Source organism: Cupriavidus laharis, assembly GCF_914271435.1.
Lineage (GTDB): Bacteria > Pseudomonadota > Gammaproteobacteria > Burkholderiales > Burkholderiaceae > Cupriavidus > Cupriavidus laharis.
Map to the genome: position 1 here is coordinate 13944 of NZ_CAJZAI010000019.1, position 19156 is coordinate 33099.

Genomic DNA, 19156 nt, shown 5'->3' on the forward strand with positions numbered 1-19156 from the left:
TTCTCAATCCGTCATTGATCGCAGCATATCGGCTCTTTATCGTAAGAAGCAACCACACCGGCAACATCAAGGAGACAACCACACATGCCGCTGACCGCTCAAAACCACCCGCTGGCACCGCTCGATGCGGCGGACGCTGATATGCTGTCCCGTGTGCAGCAACTGGTGCAGGACACCATCGGCCCGAAGGCCAACGCCGTGAACCGCGATGATGCCTTTGCCTGGGAAACGTTCCGCACACTGGCTGACAACGGAATCATCGCCACCGCCTTCCCGCGCGAACTCGGCGGCTCCGAGGCGTCCATGCTGCTGCGCGTCAGGATCATCGAGGAAATTGCGCGCGTGTGCAGCACCGCGGCGTCGATTGTGACCGGCACTGACCTGTCTTCGCGGCCGATCGTCGCCGGCGGATCTCCGGAACTCTGCGCGCGGACCGTCCCGGCGCTGGCCCGCGGCGAAACGCAGTCCGCGTTTGCGCTGACGGAGCCCGGGGCCGGTTCGGACCTGGCGCGGCTGGGCACGACGGCAACCCGGGACGCAGGCGGCTATCGGCTCACAGGCGTGAAGAAGTTCATCACGCGCGCCACGGTGGCCGATATGTTCGTGGTGGTGGCATCACTCGCCGACGGCCCGGGCGGAAGCCGGGGACTCACCGCCTTCCTTGTGCCACGCGATGCCGAAGGATTGTCCGTGTCGCCGATCATCCCCAAGCTTGGCTGGCATGGCGTGCCCATTGCCGAGGTGCGGCTCGACGGCGTCCGGGTGCCGGCCTCGCACCGGCTTGGCGAGGAAGGCCAGGGCATGGCGCTGGCCCAGGACACGCTGGTCCGCGCGCGCGTCGGCCATGCGGCCATTGCGCTGGGGCGCATGACCGGTGCGCTGCAACTCGCGGCGCAGTACGCGGGGCACCGCCAGGTGTCCGGCAAGGCGGTCGGCGAACACCAGGGCATCCAATGGATGCTGGCCGACATGGCCGCCCGCATCGAGGCCGCGCGCTGCCTCGTCTACAGTGCCGCGCAGCGCTATGACCGCAAGGACGCCGAGACCTCGATCCACGCGTCGATCGCCAAGATGCACAGTACGGATCTCTGCATGCGCGTGGTGGTCGATTGCGCCCAACTGCTCGGCGGCAACGGCTACCTGAACGCATATCCGATCGAACGCTTCCTGCGCGACGCCAAGATGAACCAGATTGGCGAAGGCACCAGCGAAGTCCACAAGAACCTGATCGGCCGCTACGTCATGAAGACTGCATCGGCCATGGCCCAGCACCCCTGCCTCGACTTCGAGCCGGACCTGTTCGGAGCACGCTGATGGCATCGACGAACCACGGCATCCTGCCCGACTCCCTGACCAATGCGCTGTGCTCGCGCCTGGGCATCCGGCACCCCATTTTCGGTCTGGCCCACAGCATCGAAGTCGCCGCGGCCATCTCCAACGCTGGCGGACTCGGTATCTATGCCGCCGCGCGCGACGGCCCCAATGAACTGGCGCGCAAGCTGTCCGCGCTGCGCGATCTCTGCCCCGACGCGCCGGTAGGCGTTGACCTGCTGCTGCCGACGGCACTACCTGGCGTCTCCACGCCCGGCGATCTCGCCGCCGCCATCCCGGACGGGCATCGCCGCTTTGTCGACGGGCTGTTCGATCGCTTCCAGGTCCCGCCCGCCACCGAGGGAAACTTCTTCTCGCAATACGTGCGCTCGCAGGCGCTGTTCGAAGAGCAGATCACGGCCGTGGCCGAGAGCCGCATGGACGTCTTCGCGGCGGGCGTCGGCACCCCGGCCGACAGCATTGCGCGTGTGCGCCGGGCGGGCATGACCACCATTGCGCTTGTCGGCGCGGTCAAGCATGCGCGCAAGGCCATCGAGGCCGGGGTCGACGTGCTCGTGGCGCAGGGGTATGACGCTGGCGGACATACCGGCACGATCGGCACGTTCACGCTGGTGCCGCAGATCATTGCCGCTGCCGAAGGCCGGCCCGTGCTCGCGGCAGGCGGCATTGGCGCAGGCAGCCAGATTGCCGCCGCGCTGGCCATGGGTGCGCAGGGGGCGTGGCTCGGCACGGTATGGCTGGGCAGTTCCGAGCACCGGCTCCCCGCCGCGCTCACCGACAAGCTGCTGGCAGCCACGAGCGAAGACACGGTTCTCACGCGCGCGCACAGCGGCAAGCCGTGCCGCGTCGTGCGCAGCGCATTTTCGGACGCCTGGGAAGCCGCCGATGCACCGGCGCCGCTCGACATGCCCTATCAGCAGGCCCTGACCGGCCGGCTGCTGGCCGCCGTCGAGGAGCACCAGATTGCCCCGCTGATGTACGAGGCTGCCGGACAGAGCGTTGCCTGGGTGCAGGAGGTCGAACCGGTAGCACGAATCATGGACCGGCTGGTACGGGAGACGCGCCAGTCTCTCGACAGCCTTCGCCCTTATCTGCTGGCCTGAGTACATGGCCCGCAGTACCAGACCGGACTACGAACAGGAGGACATCCTATGAATCGCCGCACCTTTGCCAGGACTGCCTTTCAGGCGGCGCTGATAACGACCATCCCGGGCTTGCTGCCGGCGCTGGCACGCGCGGCCGCTGCCGCGGCTGCGGGGCCGGGCGGCTTTCCCGACCGGCCGCTGCACGCCGTGGTGCCCTATCCGGCCGGCGGCGTGGTCGACGTCACGCTGCGCGCCGTGCTGGACCGCATGTCGCTCGACCTGCCGCAGCGCGTGGTGGTCGAGAATCGTCCAGGCGCCGATGGACGCATCGGCATTGAGTTCGCCGGCCGCGCCCCGGCTGACGGATACACGCTGCTCGGCGTATCGCCCGTGTTCGCGGTCGCCCAGACGCTCTATCCGGACTCCGGCATCCGCATCCAGAACTTCCGTGCTGTCGGCGCGGTGGCTGCTGTGCCGTCGGTATATGTCGTCCACAACGATGTGCCCGCCAGGACGCTGAAGGAATTCACGGTGTGGGCCAAGGCGAGGCCCGGCGCGGTGAACGTGCCGGTGCCGGGCGTGGGCAGCTCGCTCCATCTCGCGCAGGAGCTGTTCTTCGAATCGACCGGCGTGCGCGTGACCAATGTCGGCTACAAGGGGCAGCCGCCTTCGGTGCTGGACCTGGGGCGCGGACAGCTGCAGTTCGCGCTGCTGTCGCAGAACCTGGCGCTACCCCTGATCCAGTCGAAGCGCGTGCGCCCGCTGGCCGTCAACGCTACCAAACGCACGCGCTCGCTGCCGGATATTCCCACCATCGCCGAGGCGGGCTATCCGGAAGCCCTTGTGCAGTCATGGTATGGCCTGGCCGTCCACGCGCGCACCGCGCCTGCCATTGTCGACTATCTGAGCACGGCGTTGCAGTCAACCATGGCGACACCGGATGTGCGCGGCAAGCTCGAGGCACTCGACGCCGAAATCTTCGCGCTCGATGCCAGGCAGTTCGACAGCCTGATCCAGGCCGAAGCCGCGCGATTGGCCACGCTGATCAAGGCACGCAACATCAAGGTGGATGCATGAACGATCGTTCCCGTACGCCGCCGCATCACGCCATCGATGATCCACATCGGCAAGGTCCGCTTGCCGGCCTGCGCATCCTCGACATGGCCACCGTGTTGGCCGCGCCATTCGCCTGCACGCTGTGCGCCGACATGGGGGCCGACGTCGTCAAGCTCGAACTGCCCGACGGCAGCGACCCGCTGCGCGGCCTGGCCCCGGTCAAGGACGGCATGCCGCTCTACTGGAAAGTCGCGAACCGTGGCAAGCGTGGCATTTCACTGGATGTGCGGCAGCCGGAAGGCCGTGAACTGTTCCTGAGGCTGTTGCCCGGATTCGACGTGCTGGTCGAGAATTTCCGCACCGGCACGCTCGACCGCTGGGGCCTGGATCTGGCCACCCTGCGTGCGGCCAACCCGCGGCTGATCATCCTGCGCCTCACGGGGTTCGGGCAGACCGGCCCCTACGCCGCGCGCGCCGGCTTCGCAAGGGTGTTCGAGGCCATGAGTGGCTTTACCAACCTGACCGGCGATGCAGGCGGCCCGCCACTGCACATGAATTACCCGGCAGGCGATGTCATGGCCGGGCTGTTCGGCGCCTTCGCCATCGCCACGGCTGCCGCCGAACGCCGCCGGGACCCGGACGCTCCGGGCCGCGAGATCGACCTTTCCGCCACCGAAGCGCTGTTCCGGCTACTGGAGCCGCTCGCCGTCGAATACGAGCAGCTCGGCCAGGTCCGGCAACGCGCCGGCAACCGGGCGACCTATACCGCGCCCTCCAATATGTACGCCACCGCGGACGGCCATTGGGTGTCGATGGTGGCGTCATCCAACCCGATCTTCTGCCGCTTGTGCGCGGCAATCGGCAAGCCGGAGCTTGCGGACGATCCGCGTTTCGCCACAAACCCCGCGCGCGTGCAGAACCTCGAATCGCTCGACGGCATCATCGGCGACTGGTTCGCCGCGCATGATTACCAGGCGGTTGCGGCAGCGCTGAACGCGCGCGAGATACCGTTCAGCAAGATCTTCTCCATCGCGGACATCCTTGAAGATCCCCACTTCCGCGCCCGGCAGGCAATCGTCCGCCTGCCCGACCCGGATCTCGGGTCCATTCCCGCGCCTTGCCAGGTACCGCGTTTCTCCGGCTACGCCCCCGAGCCACCGAGGACAGGGCCCGCGGTCGGCGAGCACAATGAAGAGATCTACGCGGCTGTGGGCCTGACGCGCCAGGACATGGAAAGGCTGCGCGGCGCGGGCGTCCTGTGACGCGGAATCCGCGCAACGGTTTGCCGCGATGATCTGACCGTTTCTCTGGCGGACGCCTGCCTGGCAGGCGTCCGGATGCGGCTTTGGGCTGCGTGTCTGCCGGCTCCAGACAACGGACCACAAACGTGTCTGCCGCCATCCAACATGCCCCCGCAGGGGCTCCGCACGGCTGCAAGCGCCGGGCTGATTTTTTCTTCTTTATTTTCAATGGGTTGATGATTCCTTGAGCGGCTGGCACCAGGGCTGGCACACCCTATGCGTATATGCCTGCGAGCGCAACACTAAATGCTCTCCAACCCAAACCAAACCAGCACACCCAAGGAGTTCCATCATGTCCCTCACCATCCAGAACCTGCCCGTCGAACAAGACCTCGACCACGCCCGCATGAGCGCCGTACGCGGCGGCAGCCTGTTCCTGAACAACGGCATCAACGCGATCATGGGCGGCTCGGGCGTGTCCTTCGCCAGCCCCAACATCATCGTGGCCCCGGTCACCCAGGTCGATGCCTCGACCCGCACCAACATCGACCTGACGAGCATCAGCAACCTGCTCAACAACGTCGGCGGCATCGTGCAGGCCGTGCAGCACTAATCCAGTTCGTCCATCCCGTTCATTCAGCCTACCCAGGAGACCATCATGTCCTTGACCATCCAGAACCTCCCGCTCGAACAAGACCTCGACCATGCCAAGATGGGTGCCGTGCGCGGCGGCAGCGTCTTCGTGAATTCCGGCATCAACGCCATCACCGGTGGCAGCGGCGTCTCGTTCGCCAGCCCCAACACCATCGTCGCGCCGGTCACGCAAGTCGATGCCTCGACCCGCACCAACGTCGACATGAAGAGCGTGACGAACACCATCAACAACTTGGGCGGCATCGTCGCGGCCCTTCAGCACTGAGCCGCGCGACAGGAACGGAGACGCCGGCGCCTGCTGGCGTTCCGCCCCCAAGGACCGCCCTCGGGCGGTCCTTCCCTTTGGTAGCGCGCCGGTCAGAACTGTGATCCTGCGCGGGAGCGTCATCTGTACCGGTTCAGGACGTGGTGTGACCCTGAGCACGCAGCCTTCATCCACGCGCAGCAATGCCCGGAAGTTGCTCCCGCCCCGGCAAAGACAACCCTCGCCCTAACTGAGCTTGATCGCTTCCCCGAAAACTGTATCCCTCCCGCACCGGCTGTATTCCCTACCCTTCTCCGTAATGTCGCGCGCCCCGCCAGCATGCCGGCGGCAACCCCACGGAGAGCACATCGATGCATGGACTTACAGCGCTGGAACTCGCCCGGATCCAGTTCGGATTCACGATTTCCTTTCACATACTCTTTCCCGCCATCACTATCGGCCTGGCCTGCTTCCTCGGCTTCCTGGAAGCGCGCTGGCTGCTGACAAAGGACACGGTCTACCGCACCCTGTACCAGTTCTGGGTCAAGATCTTCGCCCTGAACTTCGGCATGGGCGTCGTGTCGGGCCTGGTCATGGCCTACCAGTTCGGCACCAACTGGTCGTTCTTTTCGCAGTTCGCCGGCGGCATTACCGGCCCGCTGCTGACGTATGAAGTGCTGACTGCATTCTTCCTGGAAGCCGGCTTCCTCGGCGTGATGCTGTTCGGCTGGAACCGTGTCGGGCCGGGGCTGCATCTCTTCTCGACGGTGATGGTGGCACTCGGCACCGTGATCTCGTCGACGTGGATCCTGGCCTCCAACAGCTGGATGCACACGCCCGCGGGTTACGCCATCGTCGCCGGCAAGGTGGTGCCGACCGATTGGCTTGCCGTGATCTTCAACCCGTCGTTCCCGTACCGCGTCGCGCATATGGTGATCGCCGCGCTGCTGTCCACCGCGCTGTTCGTCGCGGCATCGTCGGCCTGGCAATTGCTGCACGGCCGCGCCGTGCCCGCCGCGAAGAAGATGCTGTCGCTGGCACTGTGGATGGTGCTCATCACTGCACCGCTGCAGGCAGTGGTCGGCGACGCCCACGGCCTGAACACGCTTGAGTACCAGCCCGCCAAGATCGCGGCGCTGGAAGGGCACTGGAACACCGCGGCGAAGGACGACAAGAACGGCTTCCCGCTGATCGTCTTCGGCATTCCCGACATGGAGCGCGAGGAAACACGCTACGCGATCGAGATCCCGCGGCTGGGCAGCCTGATCCTCACGCACACCCTGGACGAGCAGATCCGCGGCCTGAAGGATTTTCCCAAGGCGGACCGGCCCAACGCCACCGTGCTGTTCTTCACGTTCCGCACCATGGTCGGCCTGGGCGTGCTGATGATCCTGTTCGGCCTGCTCGGATGGGTGCTGCGCCGCGACGGCGTCGTGTACCGCTCCCGCGCCTTCCTGCGCTTTGCCGTGCTGATGGGCCCGGCCGGCCTGGTCGCGCTGCTGGCCGGCTGGATGACCACGGAGATCGGCCGCCAGCCGTGGGTGGTCTACGGCCTGCAGCGCACTACTGACGCGGTGTCGGCGCACGCCGCGGGTCCGGTGGCGCTGTCGCTGGCGCTGTTCGTGGTGGTCTATTTCGTTGTCTTCGGCGTTGGCATCCGCTACATGCTCAAGCTGGCGAGCGCGGGCCCCGTCGCCGACACGCACGCGCATGAAGCTCCGCAACCGTACGGCCCGGGCACCGTCGGCGCCGTTCCGGCCGCCGTGAGCGCGGCTTCCGCACGCACCGCCGTGACCCCGCACGGCCAGCGCAATTCCTGAACAGGTGATCAATATGGGTATCAACCTTCCTGCAATCTGGGCCTGCCTGATCTTCTTCGGCGTGATGATGTACGTCATCATGGACGGATTCGACCTGGGCATCGGCATCCTTTTCCCGTTCGTCGGCGATCGCCATGACCGCGATGTGATGATGAACACCGTCGCGCCGGTCTGGGACGGCAACGAGACCTGGCTGGTGCTTGGCGGCGCGGCGCTGCTTGGCGCCTTCCCGCTAGCCTACTCGGTGCTGCTCAGCGCCTTCTACCTGCCGCTGATGCTGATGCTGATGGGCCTGATCTTCCGTGGCGTGGCCTTCGAGTTCCGTTTCAAGGCCAGCGACCGCAGCCGCCCGTACTGGGACGCCGCCTTCACGTGGGGCTCGGTCGTTGCGGCGTTCTTCCAGGGTGTGACGCTTGGCGCCTATATTGATGGCATTGCCATGCAGGGTACGACCTACACCGGCGGCGCCCTCGACTGGCTGGCACCATTCCCGATCTTTACCGGCGTTGGGGTGGTCATCACCTACGCCTTCCTCGGTGTCACCTGGCTCATCATGAAGACGGAGGGCCGGCTGCAATGGACCATGCTGCGCGTGACCAACGTGCTGAACGGCGTGATGGTGGCGATGATCGCCGCGGTGAGCGTCTGGACCCCGCTGACGCACCCCGAGATCGCCGCGCGCTGGTTTGCGCTGCCCAACGTGTTCTTCTTCCTGCCCGTGCCGCTGCTGGTGCTGGGCGCGGCTGCCGGCATTCAGCGCTCGCTGCGCGGGCACCCGAACACCGCCCCCTTCCTGTACGCGCTGCTGATGGTCTTCATGGGCTATACCGGTCTGGCGATCAGCATCTGGCCCAACATCATCCCGCCGTCGATCTCGATCTGGGCCGCATCGTCGCCGCCGCAGAGCCAGGGCTTTGCGCTGGTCGGCACCCTGTTCATCGTGCCGATCATCCTGGCGTACACGTCGTGGTCCTACTACGTATTCCGCGGCAAGGTCCGTCGTGGCGAGGGGTACCACTGATGGCCAGGATCGTGAAAGCCACGCTGGCGGCCCGCCTGGGCTGGCTGCTGGCGCTCTGGGCGGCGGGCGTCGGCACGGTCTTCGTCTTTGCCTGCCTGATGCGGCTGCTGATGCGCGCGGCCGGACTCTCGACCTGAGCGCAAGCCATGCCAGCATCCGGTACCTCCGCCAGCGCCAGGCCGCCAACCAGCCGGACAGGCGGCGCGGCCGGCGCCCTGGCCGCGGCCTGGGCGGCGCGGCCGGACCTGTCGCCGTGGATCCATTCGCTCAAGGTGTTCGGCGCGGCCATGCTCGCGCTGTACGCGGCACTGGCGCTGGGCCTGCCGCGGCCCTACTGGGCCCTGGCCACGGTGTACCTGGTATCCAGCCCGCTGGCCGGCGCCACCTATGCCAAGGGTACCTACCGCGTCGCCGGCACGCTGCTCGGCGCCTTGTGCGCCGTGGCACTGGTGCCACTGCTGATCGACAAGCCCGTGATGCTGATGGCGGCCATTGCGTGCTGGACCGGCGCCCTGCTCTACCTGTCGCTGCTGGAGCCGGCGCCGCGCAACTACATCTGCCTGCTGGCCGCCTACACGCTGCCGATCGTGGCATTGCCGACCGTAACCTCCCCCGGCACCGTCTTCGCGGTCGCGCTGACCCGCATCGAGGAAATCGCGATCGGCATCATCTGCGCCAGCGTCGTCAGCGCAGTGGTCTTTCCTGTCCGGACGAAGCCAGCGCTGGCGGCGCGCGTGTCCACGTGGCTCACGCACGCTTCTCGCTGGATCCAGGACATGCTCGGCACCGGCGCCAGCCCGGCGCGGCGCCATGACAGCTTCAGCGTGCTGGCCGCCGATATCGTCGCGATGGAAACCCTGCTTGCGCAGCTCGCCTACGAAACCGATGGCGCGCCAGCGCTGCGGCACGCTCGCGCGCTGCACCAGCGGATGGCTGCGCTGCTGCCGAGGGTGCTGGCGCTGGCAGACACTGTCGCCGCACTGCGCCGGTCGCCGGAAGGCCTTCCCGACGCCGTGGCGCAGCGGCTGCGCGCCACAGTGGCATGGATCGCCGGCGCGCCCGGCGCAAGCCGCCCGTTGTACGCCTGCCGCCCGGCGGGCTCGACGCCGGCCGCAACCGCGGACTGGCATGCGAGGCTGGTTGCGGCTGCCAGCGAGTACCTCGACGAGCTGGCCGACCTGTGGCAGGACTGCCGCCTGCTGCAGGCCAGCCTGCGGCAGGGCGGCACCGAGCCTGCCGTGCTCCGGTATCGCGTGGAGCCCGCGGGCCAGGCACGGCACCACGACCACGCCCGGCTGCTGTTCCGCGCCGCGACCGCGGGCACGGCGACCTTTGTCGCCGGCTTGCTGTGGATGGCCTCGGGCTGGGTGGACGGCGCAGGCCCGGTCGGACTGGCGGCGCTGGCAAGCTGCTTCATCGCCGCCGCCGATCAGCCGCGGCTGATGGCCGGGCGCGTGGTGGTGTGGAGCGTCGCCTGCGCGCTGCTCGCCTGGTACTACCAGTTCGTGGTGCTGGTGCTGGCCCATGACTTCAGTGCGCTGGCGCTGCTGCTGTTCTGGCCTTACCTCGTCATCGGGGCGCTGACGACGCAGTCGCGCTACGCGCTGTTCGGCGTGCTGCTCGCGGTCACGTCGGCGTCGTTTGCCGGCATGCCGCAGCTGAATGCGGCGCGCTTTGTCGACATCTTCAACAGCAGCCTGGCCAGCCTGGCGGCGCTTTGCTTCGCCGCCCTGTGGGCCGCGCTGATGCAGCCGTTTGGCCGGCAGCTTGTGGCTTACCGGCTGGCCCGGGTCAACTGGAGCGAAATCGCGCTGGCCGCCCATCCGCGCGCGCTGGTCAACAGCGCCCGGTTGCGCGGCCGCATGCTCGACCGCCTGCTGCGGCAATGGCCGCCGGTGGCCGGCCGGCACCGGACCGGGGGCAGTGTCGCGGCCTTCCAGGTCGAATCCGCTGTGCTCGCCCTCCGGCGCGCCTGCCAGGATGTGCCGGCCTCGCGCCGCCGCATCCTTGAGCGGGCGCTGGCGGGCGTTGCACGCCACTACCGCCACTGCTCGCACGCCGGCCATGAACTGGCGCCAGCACCTGCGCTCGCTGCCAGGATCGATGCGGCCTGGGCTGCGCTCGCGGAGCCGTCAGAGAGTTACCCGAGCGCCGCGCTGGCAGCGCTCGTCAGTCTGCGGCTCGCACTGTATCCACCCGGGACCCTCACCAATGGAGGCCGCCATGCACGCCACTGAATTCAATGTGTACGGCGTATTCGTGCCCGCCACCCTCGTCTGGATGCTGGCCGCGTTTGCCGTGACCGCCGGCGTGCGCACCGTGCTCGACCGCCTGGGCTTCTACCGCTTCGTGTGGCACCGGTCGCTGTTCAATTTCTCGCTGTACATCCTCGTGCTGGGCGCGGTGGTCGCGCTCATCTGGGAGGTTCCATCATGAATCGCAAGTTTTCGCTGATCGTCCCCGTCGCGGTAACACTGATGGCCGTAGCGGCCGCGGCGCTGACGGCCTGGCATCTGTGGCAGTACTACACCGGCGCGCCGTGGACGCGCGACGGCCGTGTCCGTGCCGAGGTGGTACAGGTGGCGCCCGACGTATCGGGGCTCGTCGCCGAAGTGCTCGTCGCCGACAACGCCCGCGTGAAGCGTGGCCAGGTGCTGTTCGTGGTCGACCAGGCACGCTTCCGCGTGGCCCTGAAGCAGGCGCAGGCCGCTGCCGCGACCGCGCATGCGGCATTGGCGCGCGCAGGCAAGGCGGACATGGCTGCCGTGCGGGCGCACGCCGACCAGGCCGACGCCGCTGTGGAAGCGGCAAGCCTCGATCTGGCGCGCTGCCGCGTGGCCAGCCCGGTGGACGGCCACGTCGCCGACCGCCTGCCACGCGCCGGCGATTTCGTGAACCGCGGCCGGCCCGCGCTGTCGGTGGTGGCCAGCGGCTCGCAGTACGTGGAGGGCTATTTCGAGGAAACCAAGCTGCCCGCGATCCGCGTCGGCGCGGCGGCCGATGTGCGCATCATGGGCCAGAACATGGTATTGCGCGGGCATGTCCTGAGCATCGCGCCGGGCATCGACGACCAGGACCGCAGCAGCGGACCGAACCTGCTCCCCACCGTCAACCCGACCTTCAACTGGGTGCGCCTTGCGCAACGCATTCCGGTCCGCGTTGCGCTGGACGAGGTGCCGCCGGGCATGCACCTTGTCGCCGGCCAGACCGCCACGATCCGCATCCGGACCCCGCACGAGTAAGGCGGCGCGATGGTCGAACATGCGCATCCGATGGTCCCGGTGATCCGGCGCGCCAGCGAGACGTCGAGCAACTACCTGCTCGCGGACGGCAGCCTGAAGCTCGGCTTCATCTCCAGCGTGTCACACCCGTTCTGCGGCGATTGCACGCGCGCGCGTGTCGGTTGATGGCCGCCTCTTCCTGTGCCTGTTTGCCACGCAGTCGGTGGATCTGCGCTCGCACTTGGCTGCAGGGCGCCCGGCCGAGGCTGTGGCCGATGCGGTCCGCGAAGCCTGGCAAGCACGCGGCGACCGCTATTCGGAATTGCGCGAGGAACGGCGCGCCAAGGGCAAGCGGCAATACCCGACGGTGCGGATGTCCCTGGTAGGCGGCTGATCCTGGCCCGGCTCAGGCCGGGTCGGAAAACAGCTGTGCGGCAAGTGCCGCGCCCTCCTGCGTCAGGCTGGCATGGCCACGGCCATCTTCCTCGAGGCTGACCTCGGCCAGCCCGGCCGACTGCAGTTGCGTCAGCACCCGGCGCAGCACGCTCATCGGCAACTGCGCCCGCTTGGCGATCTTGGGGAGTGACCACGGACTGGTGCCGCTTTCGATGCCGGCCTGCCTCAGCACGAGCAGGACGTCCACGATGGCGGGGTCGATCGCCCCGTTCTCCTCGGCCTTTCCGTCTGGCAGGGTCATCGCTGACCTCTTCCGCCCGACTGCTGCGCGAACAGGTGTTGCGCCACCTTGCCCAGGGTCTGCACCGCGGATTCGATGCCCGGCGACCATTCCGCGCTGTAGTTGAGGCGGATGCAATTGCGGTACGTGGCTGCGGGCGAGAACATATGTCCGGGGGCGACGGTAATGCGATGCTCGAGCGCGGCGTGGTACATCTCCATGGCGTCGACGCCTTCCGGAAGCTGTACCCACAGCACATAGCCCCCGGCGGGCCGCGACGTGCTGGTGCCCTCCGGAAAGAACCTGCGCACGGTGGCGGCCATGATGTTGGCCTGCTGCGCGTAGGCCTTGCGCACGCGCCGCAGGTGGAAGTCATAGCCGTCGTTCTTCAGGAACTCGGCAATCGCCAGTTGCGGGATGGCCGGCGTAGTCAGCGTATTCAGGAACTTCAGCCGCTCCACGGCGCCGCGGTAGCGGCCCGGCAGCGCCCAGCCGATGCGGTAGGCATTGGTCAGCGTCTTGGAGAAGGACGAGCAGTGCAGCACGATGCCCGCCGTGTCAAAGGCCTTGAGCGAGCCGGGATGGGCATCGCCATAGTAGAGCTCGCCATAGACGTCGTTCTCGATGACGGGAATTTCCTTGTCGGTCAGCATCGCCACCAGCGCGCGCTTCTTCTCGTCCGACATCTGGAAGCCGAGCGGATTCTGGAAATTGGGCATCACCATGCAGGCAGCGACGTCCTTCTCGTCGATCAGCCGCGCCAGGGCGTCGATGTCGATGCCTTCGACCGGGTCGGTCGCCACCTCGATCGCGCGCATGCCCAGCCGCTCGATGGCGTGGAGCATCGCGTAGTAGGTCGGGGACTCCACGGCGATGGTGTCGCCGGGCTTGGCCACGGCCTGCAGGCAGAGGTTGATGGCCTCGGTTGCGCCGATGGTGACGATCAGCTCGTTCGGGTTGACCGCGTAGCCGTTCTCCAGATAGCGCCGCGAGATCTGGCGGATCAGCTCCGGACTGCCGGGCGGCAGGTCGTCCAGCATGGTCCACTTGGCATAGCGGCGCGCAATGTTGTTCGCGTACTGGTTGATGCGCTGCCACGGGAACAGCGAAGCGTCGGGGTAAGGCGAGCCCAGCGGCACAGCGTCGTCCGAGCGGATCGAGCGCAGCGTGGACAGCACCAGTGCGCTGACGTCCACTGCGGACGGCTTGGCGCTGGGCCGTGACGGCTGCAGTTCAATGGCCGCCTCGCCGGGCCGCGCGCGCACGAAGTATCCGGATTGCGGCCGGCTTTCGATCACGCCGCGGCTTTCCAGCAGCACATAGGCACGGATCACCGTGGTGATGCTCATGCGGTGGTGCTGGCTGGCCTGGCGCACGGACGGGACCCGCTCGCCGGGCAGCAGCACGCCCTGCCTCACCAGCGCTTCGATGTCGGCCGCCAGTTTTTCATAGAGTTTCACGCCGCGCTCCCCTCGCCGGCCATTCCGGTTCCGCGTTCCCGGGCGTTGTCTCGCCGGGTCTTCTGCTGCGGGCAATCATCAACTGAGCCAGCGATGGAGATCATAGTACGGCAGCGACACATGTTGGAGTTGACTGGCATTCTGCGGCCCGACCCGTACAAAGCCGCTGGCCTGCCCGAGCGCCGACACGGCGGCGGCGCCCTGCTGCGCGGTGACCTGGACCAGGCTTTCCTGGCCGCCCGGGTAGCCAACCTCGCCCACGCGCCAGAACGCGTCGCACGGCGGCACCCGCGCGCCGGACAGTGCCGCACGGACGCGGCTTACCGGCGGGAACAGCCGGGACCGGCCCTGCAGGCGCCGCAGCAGCGGTGTCACCAGCAGTGCAAAGGTGGTATAGGCCGCGGCCGGATTGCCGGGCAGGCATACGACGGGCTTGCCGCGCAGGCGCCCGACTGTCACTGGCTTGCCGGGCCGCATGTTGACGCCGCGGCAGAGCAGTTCGCCGCCGGCCGAGGCCAGCGCCACGGCCACCAGGTCGCGCTGGCCGACCGAAGCACCGCCGGTCACCAGCACCAGGTCCGCATCGCCCGCCAGTTCGCGCAGCGCATTGTGCAGTGCACGTTCATCGTCCCGCACATGGCGGTGGCAGCGCACCACCGCGCCCATGGACTGCACGAGCGATTCGAGCATCGGGCCGTTGACGTCATGCACCTGGTAGACATCGCGCGGTTCGTCATGGGCGGCCACTTCGTCGCCCGACGTCAGGATGGCGACCTCGACCAGCCGGCAGACTGGCACCTGCACCAGCCCCTGCGAAGCCAGCGCCGCAATATGGCCGGCCTCGATCAGCGTACCGGCCGGCAACAGCAGATCGCCGCGGCGGACATCCTCGCCCTGGCGCCGGATATGCTGGCCCACGACGGGCGCCCTGCTGCAGGTCACGCCGCGATAGTTCTCCACGGCATCTTCCTGCGCAATCACGGCATCGGCACCCTGCGGGACCACCCCGCCGGTGTAGATGCGGATGGCATGGCCGGGGCGCAGCGCCTGCGGCCGCGTGCCCGCATAGACCACCTGCTGCACCGGCAGGCATGCGTCGCCGCGGCAGTCCTCGCAGCGGACGGCATAGCCATCCATCGCGCTGCGGTCCGCCGCCGGGGTATCGGTCACGGCTGACAGGTCCTGGGACAGCACACGGCCAGTCAGCAGCCCGAGCCACACTGTTTCCGTCTCCCGGACCGGCTCCGCCGCCGCAGCGAAGATCGCCTGTGCCTCGTCAAAGCTCAGCATGATGCCTCTCCGGCCATGGCGCGTTCGTCTAACCCGTCGTGGTCGCCGTCGTGGGCAGTACCCGTGTAGTCGACGTAGCCGTCCTTCCGGCAGAAGCTGAGCAGGCGCAGGCCGGCCTGCTCGGCAATGCGGATGGCGAGCGAGGTCGGTGCCGAAATCGTCGCCAGCATCTGGATATTCATGCGCGCGGCCTTGCGTACCAGCTCATAGCTGGCGCGGCTCGACAGGAAAACAAAGCCATCATCCATCGGGACGCGCTGCATCGCCAGGTGGCCGATCAGCTTGTCCAGGCCGTTATGCCGGCCGACATCCTCGAAAACGTGGAGGATCTCGCCACGGGCATCGCACCAGGCCGCGGCGTGGACGCCACCGGTTTCGCGCATCAGTCGCTGGTGCGAAGGCAGCGCAGCCGCCGCGCGCGCGATCATCTCCCGCGTCGGCTGCAGCCGCGCCGCCGGCGCACGCATGCGCGCGGGTTCCAGGTCGAGCAATTCGAGGCTCTCGATGCCGCAAATGCCGCAGCCCGTTCGGCCCGCCAGCGCACGCCGGCGCGCCTTCATGGCGGCAAAAGCCTGTTCGCCGATCTGGAGCCGGACTTCGGCGCCGTGCCCGTGCACTTGCACTTCCAGGTCATGGATTTGCTCGTTGCGGCTGACGATGTCTTCCGTCAGCGAGAAACCGACCGCAAACGCTTCGAGATCCAGCGGCGTTGCCATCATCACGGCATGCGAGATGCCGTTGTACACAAGCGCCACGGGAAGCTCTTCCGCCACATTGTCGGTGGCGGGCTTCGCAGCATCGTCCTTGTGCCGCACGATGCTGCGTACGGCAAAGCCGTGGTGTTCAACCAGTTCGGGGCAATCCATGGGGACCTCGCAAAGATCGATTGCGCGCCGGCACCCGGCCGGCGCTGCAGGAACATTGTGGGAAGCTGTTGCAGCAATGGCAGGCAGCGGCGACGGGATGCGAGGCGTACAGTTGCGTGGCTTCGCGCCATCTACAGCTGCCGGCCGGCGCGGCGACTCATTCGCCCGCGCCGTTCTCGCCGTCGTCGGTGCTGGGGAAGCGGTATTGCCCGTAGCGCAGGATCAGCACGCCGCAGGCCAGCATGACCACGCCGCCGCACAAGGCCAGCATGTGGAACTCGGTGGATTCGCTGAAGCGCAGGATCAGGTCGCGCGCGAGCGACACCATCGCGATGTACAGCGGGAAGCGCACCGGCAGCTGGCCAAGCTTCAGGTAGCGTCCGACCATCGCCAGCACCTCCAGGTACAGGAACATCAGCAGCAGGTCGGTAATCGAGACCGCGCCCATGCCCGCGACCTTCCAGCCTTCCTCGGCCATGGCGAGCGTCGTGGCCAGCCCGATCACGACCAGCCCCGCCAGCTCCACCATGCCGAGGAAGGATTCCAGGCGGGCACGCACGACGCCTTGATGGGGCCGGGTGCCCGGAATTCGGTTGGAACTCATGGCAGTGCGGATCACCGTCAGGCCGCCGCGGGCTGGTGGCGCGACAGGGTCAGCAGCACTGGCACCGACTTCGACGTGGGCGTGCCGCAGCCGTCGCCCGTGCTTTCCAGCGGCACCAGCGGATTGGTCTCAGGGTAGTACGCGCCCACGCAACCTTCAGGGATGTCGTACTCGACCAGTTCGAAGTCCTCGACCTGCCGTTGCACGCCGTCACCCCAGGCGCTGGTGACATCGACCCGCTGCCCGGCCTTCAGGCCCAGCCGCACCAGGTCGGCCGCACTGATGAAAACCACCCGGCGCAAGCCGAACACACCGCGGTAGCGGTCGTCCAGGCCGTAGATCGTGGTGTTGTACTGGTCGTGGGAACGCGTGGTCATCAGCACCATCAGCCTGTCGCCGTACTGCTCGCGCGCGCGGTGGATGGGGGTGTCTTTATCGATCGCATGGACCAGGAACTGCGCCTTGCCGGACGGGGTTTTCCACACACGGTTGCACGCGGCAGGCGTCAGGTGAAAGCCGCCCGGCACGGCGACGCGCTCGTTGTAGTTCTCGAAGCCGTCGATGACCATCTCGATCGCGTCGCGGATGCGCGCATAGTCCTGCGCGTACCACAGCCAGTCGATCTTCTCCGAGCCGAGCGTCGCGGCCGCCATGCGCGCGACGATCGCGATCTCGGACAGCAGGTGCGGCGAGGCAGGCTGGTTCATGCCGAACGAAATATGCCCCATGCAGACCGAATCCTCGACGCTCACGCCCTGCGCCACGCCGTCCTGCTCGTCGATCTCCGTGCGGCCCAGCGTCGGCAGGATCAGCGATTCCTTGCCGTGCACCAGGTGGCTGCGGTTGAGCTTGGTGGCGATGTTCACGGTCAGCGCGCACTGGCGCAGGCCCTCATGGGTGCGCGGCGTATCCGGCGTGGCCGTGGAAAAGTTGCCGCCCAGGCCGACGAATACCTTGACCTTGCCTTCCAGCATCGCCTCGATGGTTTCGACTACGTCATACCCGTGCTTGCGCGGCGGCTCGAAGCCGAAGGCCGCCTTCAGGCGGTCGAGGAACGCATCGTCCGGCTTCTCCTCGATGCCGACCGTGCGGTCGCCCTGCACGTTCGAATGCCCGCGCACTGGCAGCAGCCCGGCACCGGGGCGCCCGATGTTCCCGCGCATCATCATCAGGTTCGACAGGATCTGCACGGTCGGCACGGAATGCTTGTGTTGCGTCAGGCCCATGCCCCAGCAAGCAATCACGCGCTGGCCGCGCGCATAGACGCGGGTCAGCGCATCGATGTCCGGCAGCGGCACACCGGACTCCGCCACGATGTCCGCCCAGCTCTCCACGCGCAGGTCCTCGACGAAGGTACCGAAGCCGATGGTGTGCTCGCGCACGAAATCCACGTCGATCAGCCGCGCCTGCCCGTGCTTCACCGCTTCATCGTCCAGCTCGACCAGCCGCTTGGCCATGCCCTTGATCAGTGCGAAGTCTCCGCCCAGCTTCGGCTGCACGAACATCGACGCGATCTTCGTGCTGGAACCGGTCAGCATTTCCACCGGGTGCTGCGGGCTGGTAAAGCGCTCCAGCCCGCGTTCGCGCAGCGGGTTGATCGAGACAATGGTGGCGCCGCGGCGTGCGCACTCACGCAGCTCGCCAAGCATGCGCGGGTGGTTGGTGGCGGCGTTGTGGCCGAACACGAGGATGGTGTCGGCATGCTCGAAGTCGTCCAGCACCACCGTGGCCTTGCCTACGCCGATTGTCTTCGGCAGGCCGCGGCTGGTGGCCTCATGGCACATGTTCGAACAGTCGGGGAAGTTGTTGGTGCCGTAGGCGCGCACGAACAGCTGGTACAGGAATGCGGCCTCATTGCTGGCGCGGCCGGAGGTGTAAAAAGCAGCCTGGTTCGGATCCGGCAGTGCGCGCAGATGGCGGCCGATCAGTGCGAACGCTTCGTCCCATGCAATGGCACGGTACTTGTCGGTCTGGGCGTCGTACACCATCGGATGCGTCAGGCGGCCATGCTGCTCCAGCTCATAGTCGGTCTGCTCCAGCAGCGACGTGACCGTATGCTGCGCGAAGAACTCCGGCGTGACGCGCATGCCGGTCGCTTCCGCCGCCACGGCCTTGACACCGTTCTCGCAAAATTCAAAGGTCGACGCGTGCTGCCGGTCCGGCCATGCACAGCCGGGGCAGTCGAAGCCATCGGCCTGGTTCTGCTTGAAGAGCATCTTGTACTTGCCGCCGGCAACCTTCTCCTTGATCAGGTTGATGGCAACGTACTTCAACGCACCCCAGCCGGCGGCGGGGTGGGTATAGGGGGCGATGTGGCCCGTTTCGGGCGTCGGAGAGCTCATGGCTTTTTGTCCTGTAAGACTTGGGGCAGCGGCCGGCCGGCCGGAACGGATACGGTTCGGTTCGATGCTGTGACGCCAGATTAGGTGGGGCGGGGGTGCCCGGGTGCATACAGACGGCGGCACAGGTACAGAGCACAGTTCCGCCGAGGCACGGCATTGCCGCAGCGACGGTCTTTTCATCCTTTTTCGTCTTTCTTCATCCTTCCTTGCCCGGCGCCGCCCCGCTCGTTCGACGCGCCAGCCA

18 protein-coding genes and 1 pseudogene are annotated in these 19156 nt (G+C 67.3%); 13 read left to right on the forward strand and 6 right to left on the reverse strand.

The features are described 5' to 3' along the window. Positions 1–84 precede the first annotated feature (84 nt). The 13 genes and pseudogenes from LDO29_RS24590 (at position 85) to LDO29_RS24650 (ending at position 12068) form a co-directional block, all read left to right on the forward strand. A complete protein-coding gene (locus LDO29_RS24590) occupies positions 85–1314 on the forward strand; it encodes an acyl-CoA dehydrogenase family protein (protein ID WP_224082355.1) in 1230 nt (409 codons plus the stop codon). Beyond that, the gene (locus tag LDO29_RS24595; RefSeq protein WP_224082356.1) at positions 1314–2435 is read left to right on the forward strand and encodes an NAD(P)H-dependent flavin oxidoreductase; all 1122 of its coding nucleotides are present in this window, start codon (positions 1314–1316) and stop codon (positions 2433–2435) included. Before LDO29_RS24590 ends, LDO29_RS24595 begins: the two co-directional genes overlap by 1 nt. Positions 2436–2483: 48 nt before the next feature. After that, on the forward strand, positions 2484–3494 hold the full coding sequence (locus LDO29_RS24600; RefSeq protein ID WP_224082357.1) for a Bug family tripartite tricarboxylate transporter substrate binding protein: 1011 nt from the start codon (positions 2484–2486) through the stop codon (positions 3492–3494). After that, positions 3491–4735, forward strand: a complete 1245-nt coding sequence (locus tag LDO29_RS24605; protein ID WP_224082358.1) for a CaiB/BaiF CoA transferase family protein — start codon at positions 3491–3493, stop codon at positions 4733–4735. Before LDO29_RS24600 ends, LDO29_RS24605 begins: the two co-directional genes overlap by 4 nt. A 331-nt stretch (positions 4736–5066) precedes the next feature. Next, positions 5067–5327 carry a hypothetical protein gene (locus tag LDO29_RS24610; RefSeq protein ID WP_224082359.1) on the forward strand — a complete coding sequence of 87 codons (261 nt, stop codon included), beginning with the start codon at positions 5067–5069 and terminating at the stop codon, positions 5325–5327. Between the two features lie 45 nt (positions 5328–5372). After that, positions 5373–5633, forward strand: a complete 261-nt coding sequence (locus LDO29_RS24615; RefSeq protein WP_224082360.1) for a hypothetical protein — start codon at positions 5373–5375, stop codon at positions 5631–5633. Positions 5634–5983: 350 nt separating this feature from the next. Continuing rightward, a complete protein-coding gene (locus LDO29_RS24620) occupies positions 5984–7432 on the forward strand; it encodes a cytochrome ubiquinol oxidase subunit I (protein WP_224082361.1) in 1449 nt (482 codons plus the stop codon). Positions 7433–7445: 13 nt separating this feature from the next. Beyond that, a complete protein-coding gene (cydB, locus tag LDO29_RS24625) occupies positions 7446–8453 on the forward strand; it encodes a cytochrome d ubiquinol oxidase subunit II (protein ID WP_224082362.1) in 1008 nt (335 codons plus the stop codon). After that, positions 8453–8590 (forward strand): DUF2474 domain-containing protein, encoded by a 138-nt coding sequence (locus tag LDO29_RS24630; protein ID WP_224082363.1) that lies wholly within the window; start codon positions 8453–8455, stop codon positions 8588–8590. Before cydB ends, LDO29_RS24630 begins: the two co-directional genes overlap by 1 nt. 9 nt (positions 8591–8599) lie before the next feature. Next, positions 8600–10690: an FUSC family protein gene (locus LDO29_RS24635; protein ID WP_224082364.1), complete on the forward strand. Its 2091-nt coding sequence runs from the start codon at positions 8600–8602 to the stop codon at positions 10688–10690. Beyond that, positions 10677–10889 carry a DUF1656 domain-containing protein gene (locus tag LDO29_RS24640; protein WP_224082365.1) on the forward strand — a complete coding sequence of 71 codons (213 nt, stop codon included), beginning with the start codon at positions 10677–10679 and terminating at the stop codon, positions 10887–10889. Before LDO29_RS24635 ends, LDO29_RS24640 begins: the two co-directional genes overlap by 14 nt. Beyond that, positions 10886–11695 carry an HlyD family efflux transporter periplasmic adaptor subunit gene (locus tag LDO29_RS24645; RefSeq protein WP_224082366.1) on the forward strand — a complete coding sequence of 270 codons (810 nt, stop codon included), beginning with the start codon at positions 10886–10888 and terminating at the stop codon, positions 11693–11695. The genes LDO29_RS24640 and LDO29_RS24645 overlap by 4 nt, the downstream gene beginning before the upstream one ends. Positions 11696–11725: 30 nt before the next feature. Then, positions 11726–12068, forward strand: a pseudogene (locus tag LDO29_RS24650) (hypothetical protein). 12 nt (positions 12069–12080) lie between these two features. On the opposite strand, the gene LDO29_RS24655 reads toward LDO29_RS24650, so the two are convergent. The 6 genes from LDO29_RS24655 to LDO29_RS24680 form a co-directional block, all read right to left on the reverse strand. Then, positions 12081–12371 carry a helix-turn-helix domain-containing protein gene (locus tag LDO29_RS24655; RefSeq protein ID WP_224082367.1) on the reverse strand — a complete coding sequence of 97 codons (291 nt, stop codon included), beginning with the start codon at positions 12369–12371 and terminating at the stop codon, positions 12081–12083. Then, a complete protein-coding gene (locus LDO29_RS24660) occupies positions 12368–13810 on the reverse strand; it encodes an aminotransferase-like domain-containing protein (RefSeq protein WP_224082368.1) in 1443 nt (480 codons plus the stop codon). The genes LDO29_RS24655 and LDO29_RS24660 overlap by 4 nt, the downstream gene beginning before the upstream one ends. A gap of 78 nt (positions 13811–13888) precedes the next feature. Beyond that, entirely contained in the window at positions 13889–15100 is a 1212-nt protein-coding gene (locus LDO29_RS24665; RefSeq protein WP_224082369.1) for a molybdopterin molybdotransferase MoeA, read from the reverse strand. Next, positions 15094–15966 (reverse strand): formate dehydrogenase accessory sulfurtransferase FdhD, encoded by an 873-nt coding sequence (fdhD, locus tag LDO29_RS24670; RefSeq protein ID WP_224082370.1) that lies wholly within the window; start codon positions 15964–15966, stop codon positions 15094–15096. Before fdhD ends, LDO29_RS24665 begins: the two co-directional genes overlap by 7 nt. Before the next feature lie 157 nt (positions 15967–16123). Beyond that, on the reverse strand, positions 16124–16570 hold the full coding sequence (locus tag LDO29_RS24675) for a phosphate-starvation-inducible protein PsiE (RefSeq protein ID WP_396022713.1): 447 nt from the start codon (positions 16568–16570) through the stop codon (positions 16124–16126). A gap of 17 nt (positions 16571–16587) precedes the next feature. Beyond that, positions 16588–18912, reverse strand: coding sequence for an FdhF/YdeP family oxidoreductase (locus LDO29_RS24680; protein WP_224082371.1), 2325 nt, complete (start codon positions 18910–18912; stop codon positions 16588–16590). Positions 18913–19156: the final 244 nt, after the last annotated feature.

Bases quoted from the DNA above. Each gene is read 5' to 3' on its own strand.
- fdhD (WP_224082370.1), bottom strand. From the start codon at position 15,966: ATGGATTGCCCCGAACTGGTTGAACACCACGGCTTTGCCGTACGCAGC.
- LDO29_RS24665 (WP_224082369.1), bottom strand. From the start codon at position 15,100: ATGCTGAGCTTTGACGAGGCACAGGCGATCTTCGCTGCGGCGGCGGAG.
- LDO29_RS24620 (WP_224082361.1), top strand. From the start codon at position 5,984: ATGCATGGACTTACAGCGCTGGAACTCGCCCGGATCCAGTTCGGATTC.
- LDO29_RS24640 (WP_224082365.1), top strand. From the start codon at position 10,677: ATGCACGCCACTGAATTCAATGTGTACGGCGTATTCGTGCCCGCCACC.
- LDO29_RS24590 (WP_224082355.1), top strand. From the start codon at position 85: ATGCCGCTGACCGCTCAAAACCACCCGCTGGCACCGCTCGATGCGGCG.
- LDO29_RS24600 (WP_224082357.1), top strand. From the start codon at position 2,484: ATGAATCGCCGCACCTTTGCCAGGACTGCCTTTCAGGCGGCGCTGATA.
- LDO29_RS24595 (WP_224082356.1), top strand. From the start codon at position 1,314: ATGGCATCGACGAACCACGGCATCCTGCCCGACTCCCTGACCAATGCG.
- LDO29_RS24655 (WP_224082367.1), bottom strand. From the start codon at position 12,371: ATGACCCTGCCAGACGGAAAGGCCGAGGAGAACGGGGCGATCGACCCC.
- cydB (WP_224082362.1), top strand. From the start codon at position 7,446: ATGGGTATCAACCTTCCTGCAATCTGGGCCTGCCTGATCTTCTTCGGC.
- LDO29_RS24675 (WP_396022713.1), bottom strand. From the start codon at position 16,570: ATGAGTTCCAACCGAATTCCGGGCACCCGGCCCCATCAAGGCGTCGTG.
- LDO29_RS24605 (WP_224082358.1), top strand. From the start codon at position 3,491: ATGAACGATCGTTCCCGTACGCCGCCGCATCACGCCATCGATGATCCA.
- LDO29_RS24635 (WP_224082364.1), top strand. From the start codon at position 8,600: ATGCCAGCATCCGGTACCTCCGCCAGCGCCAGGCCGCCAACCAGCCGG.
- LDO29_RS24615 (WP_224082360.1), top strand. From the start codon at position 5,373: ATGTCCTTGACCATCCAGAACCTCCCGCTCGAACAAGACCTCGACCAT.
- LDO29_RS24680 (WP_224082371.1), bottom strand. From the start codon at position 18,912: ATGAGCTCTCCGACGCCCGAAACGGGCCACATCGCCCCCTATACCCAC.
- LDO29_RS24630 (WP_224082363.1), top strand. From the start codon at position 8,453: ATGGCCAGGATCGTGAAAGCCACGCTGGCGGCCCGCCTGGGCTGGCTG.
- LDO29_RS24610 (WP_224082359.1), top strand. From the start codon at position 5,067: ATGTCCCTCACCATCCAGAACCTGCCCGTCGAACAAGACCTCGACCAC.
- LDO29_RS24645 (WP_224082366.1), top strand. From the start codon at position 10,886: ATGAATCGCAAGTTTTCGCTGATCGTCCCCGTCGCGGTAACACTGATG.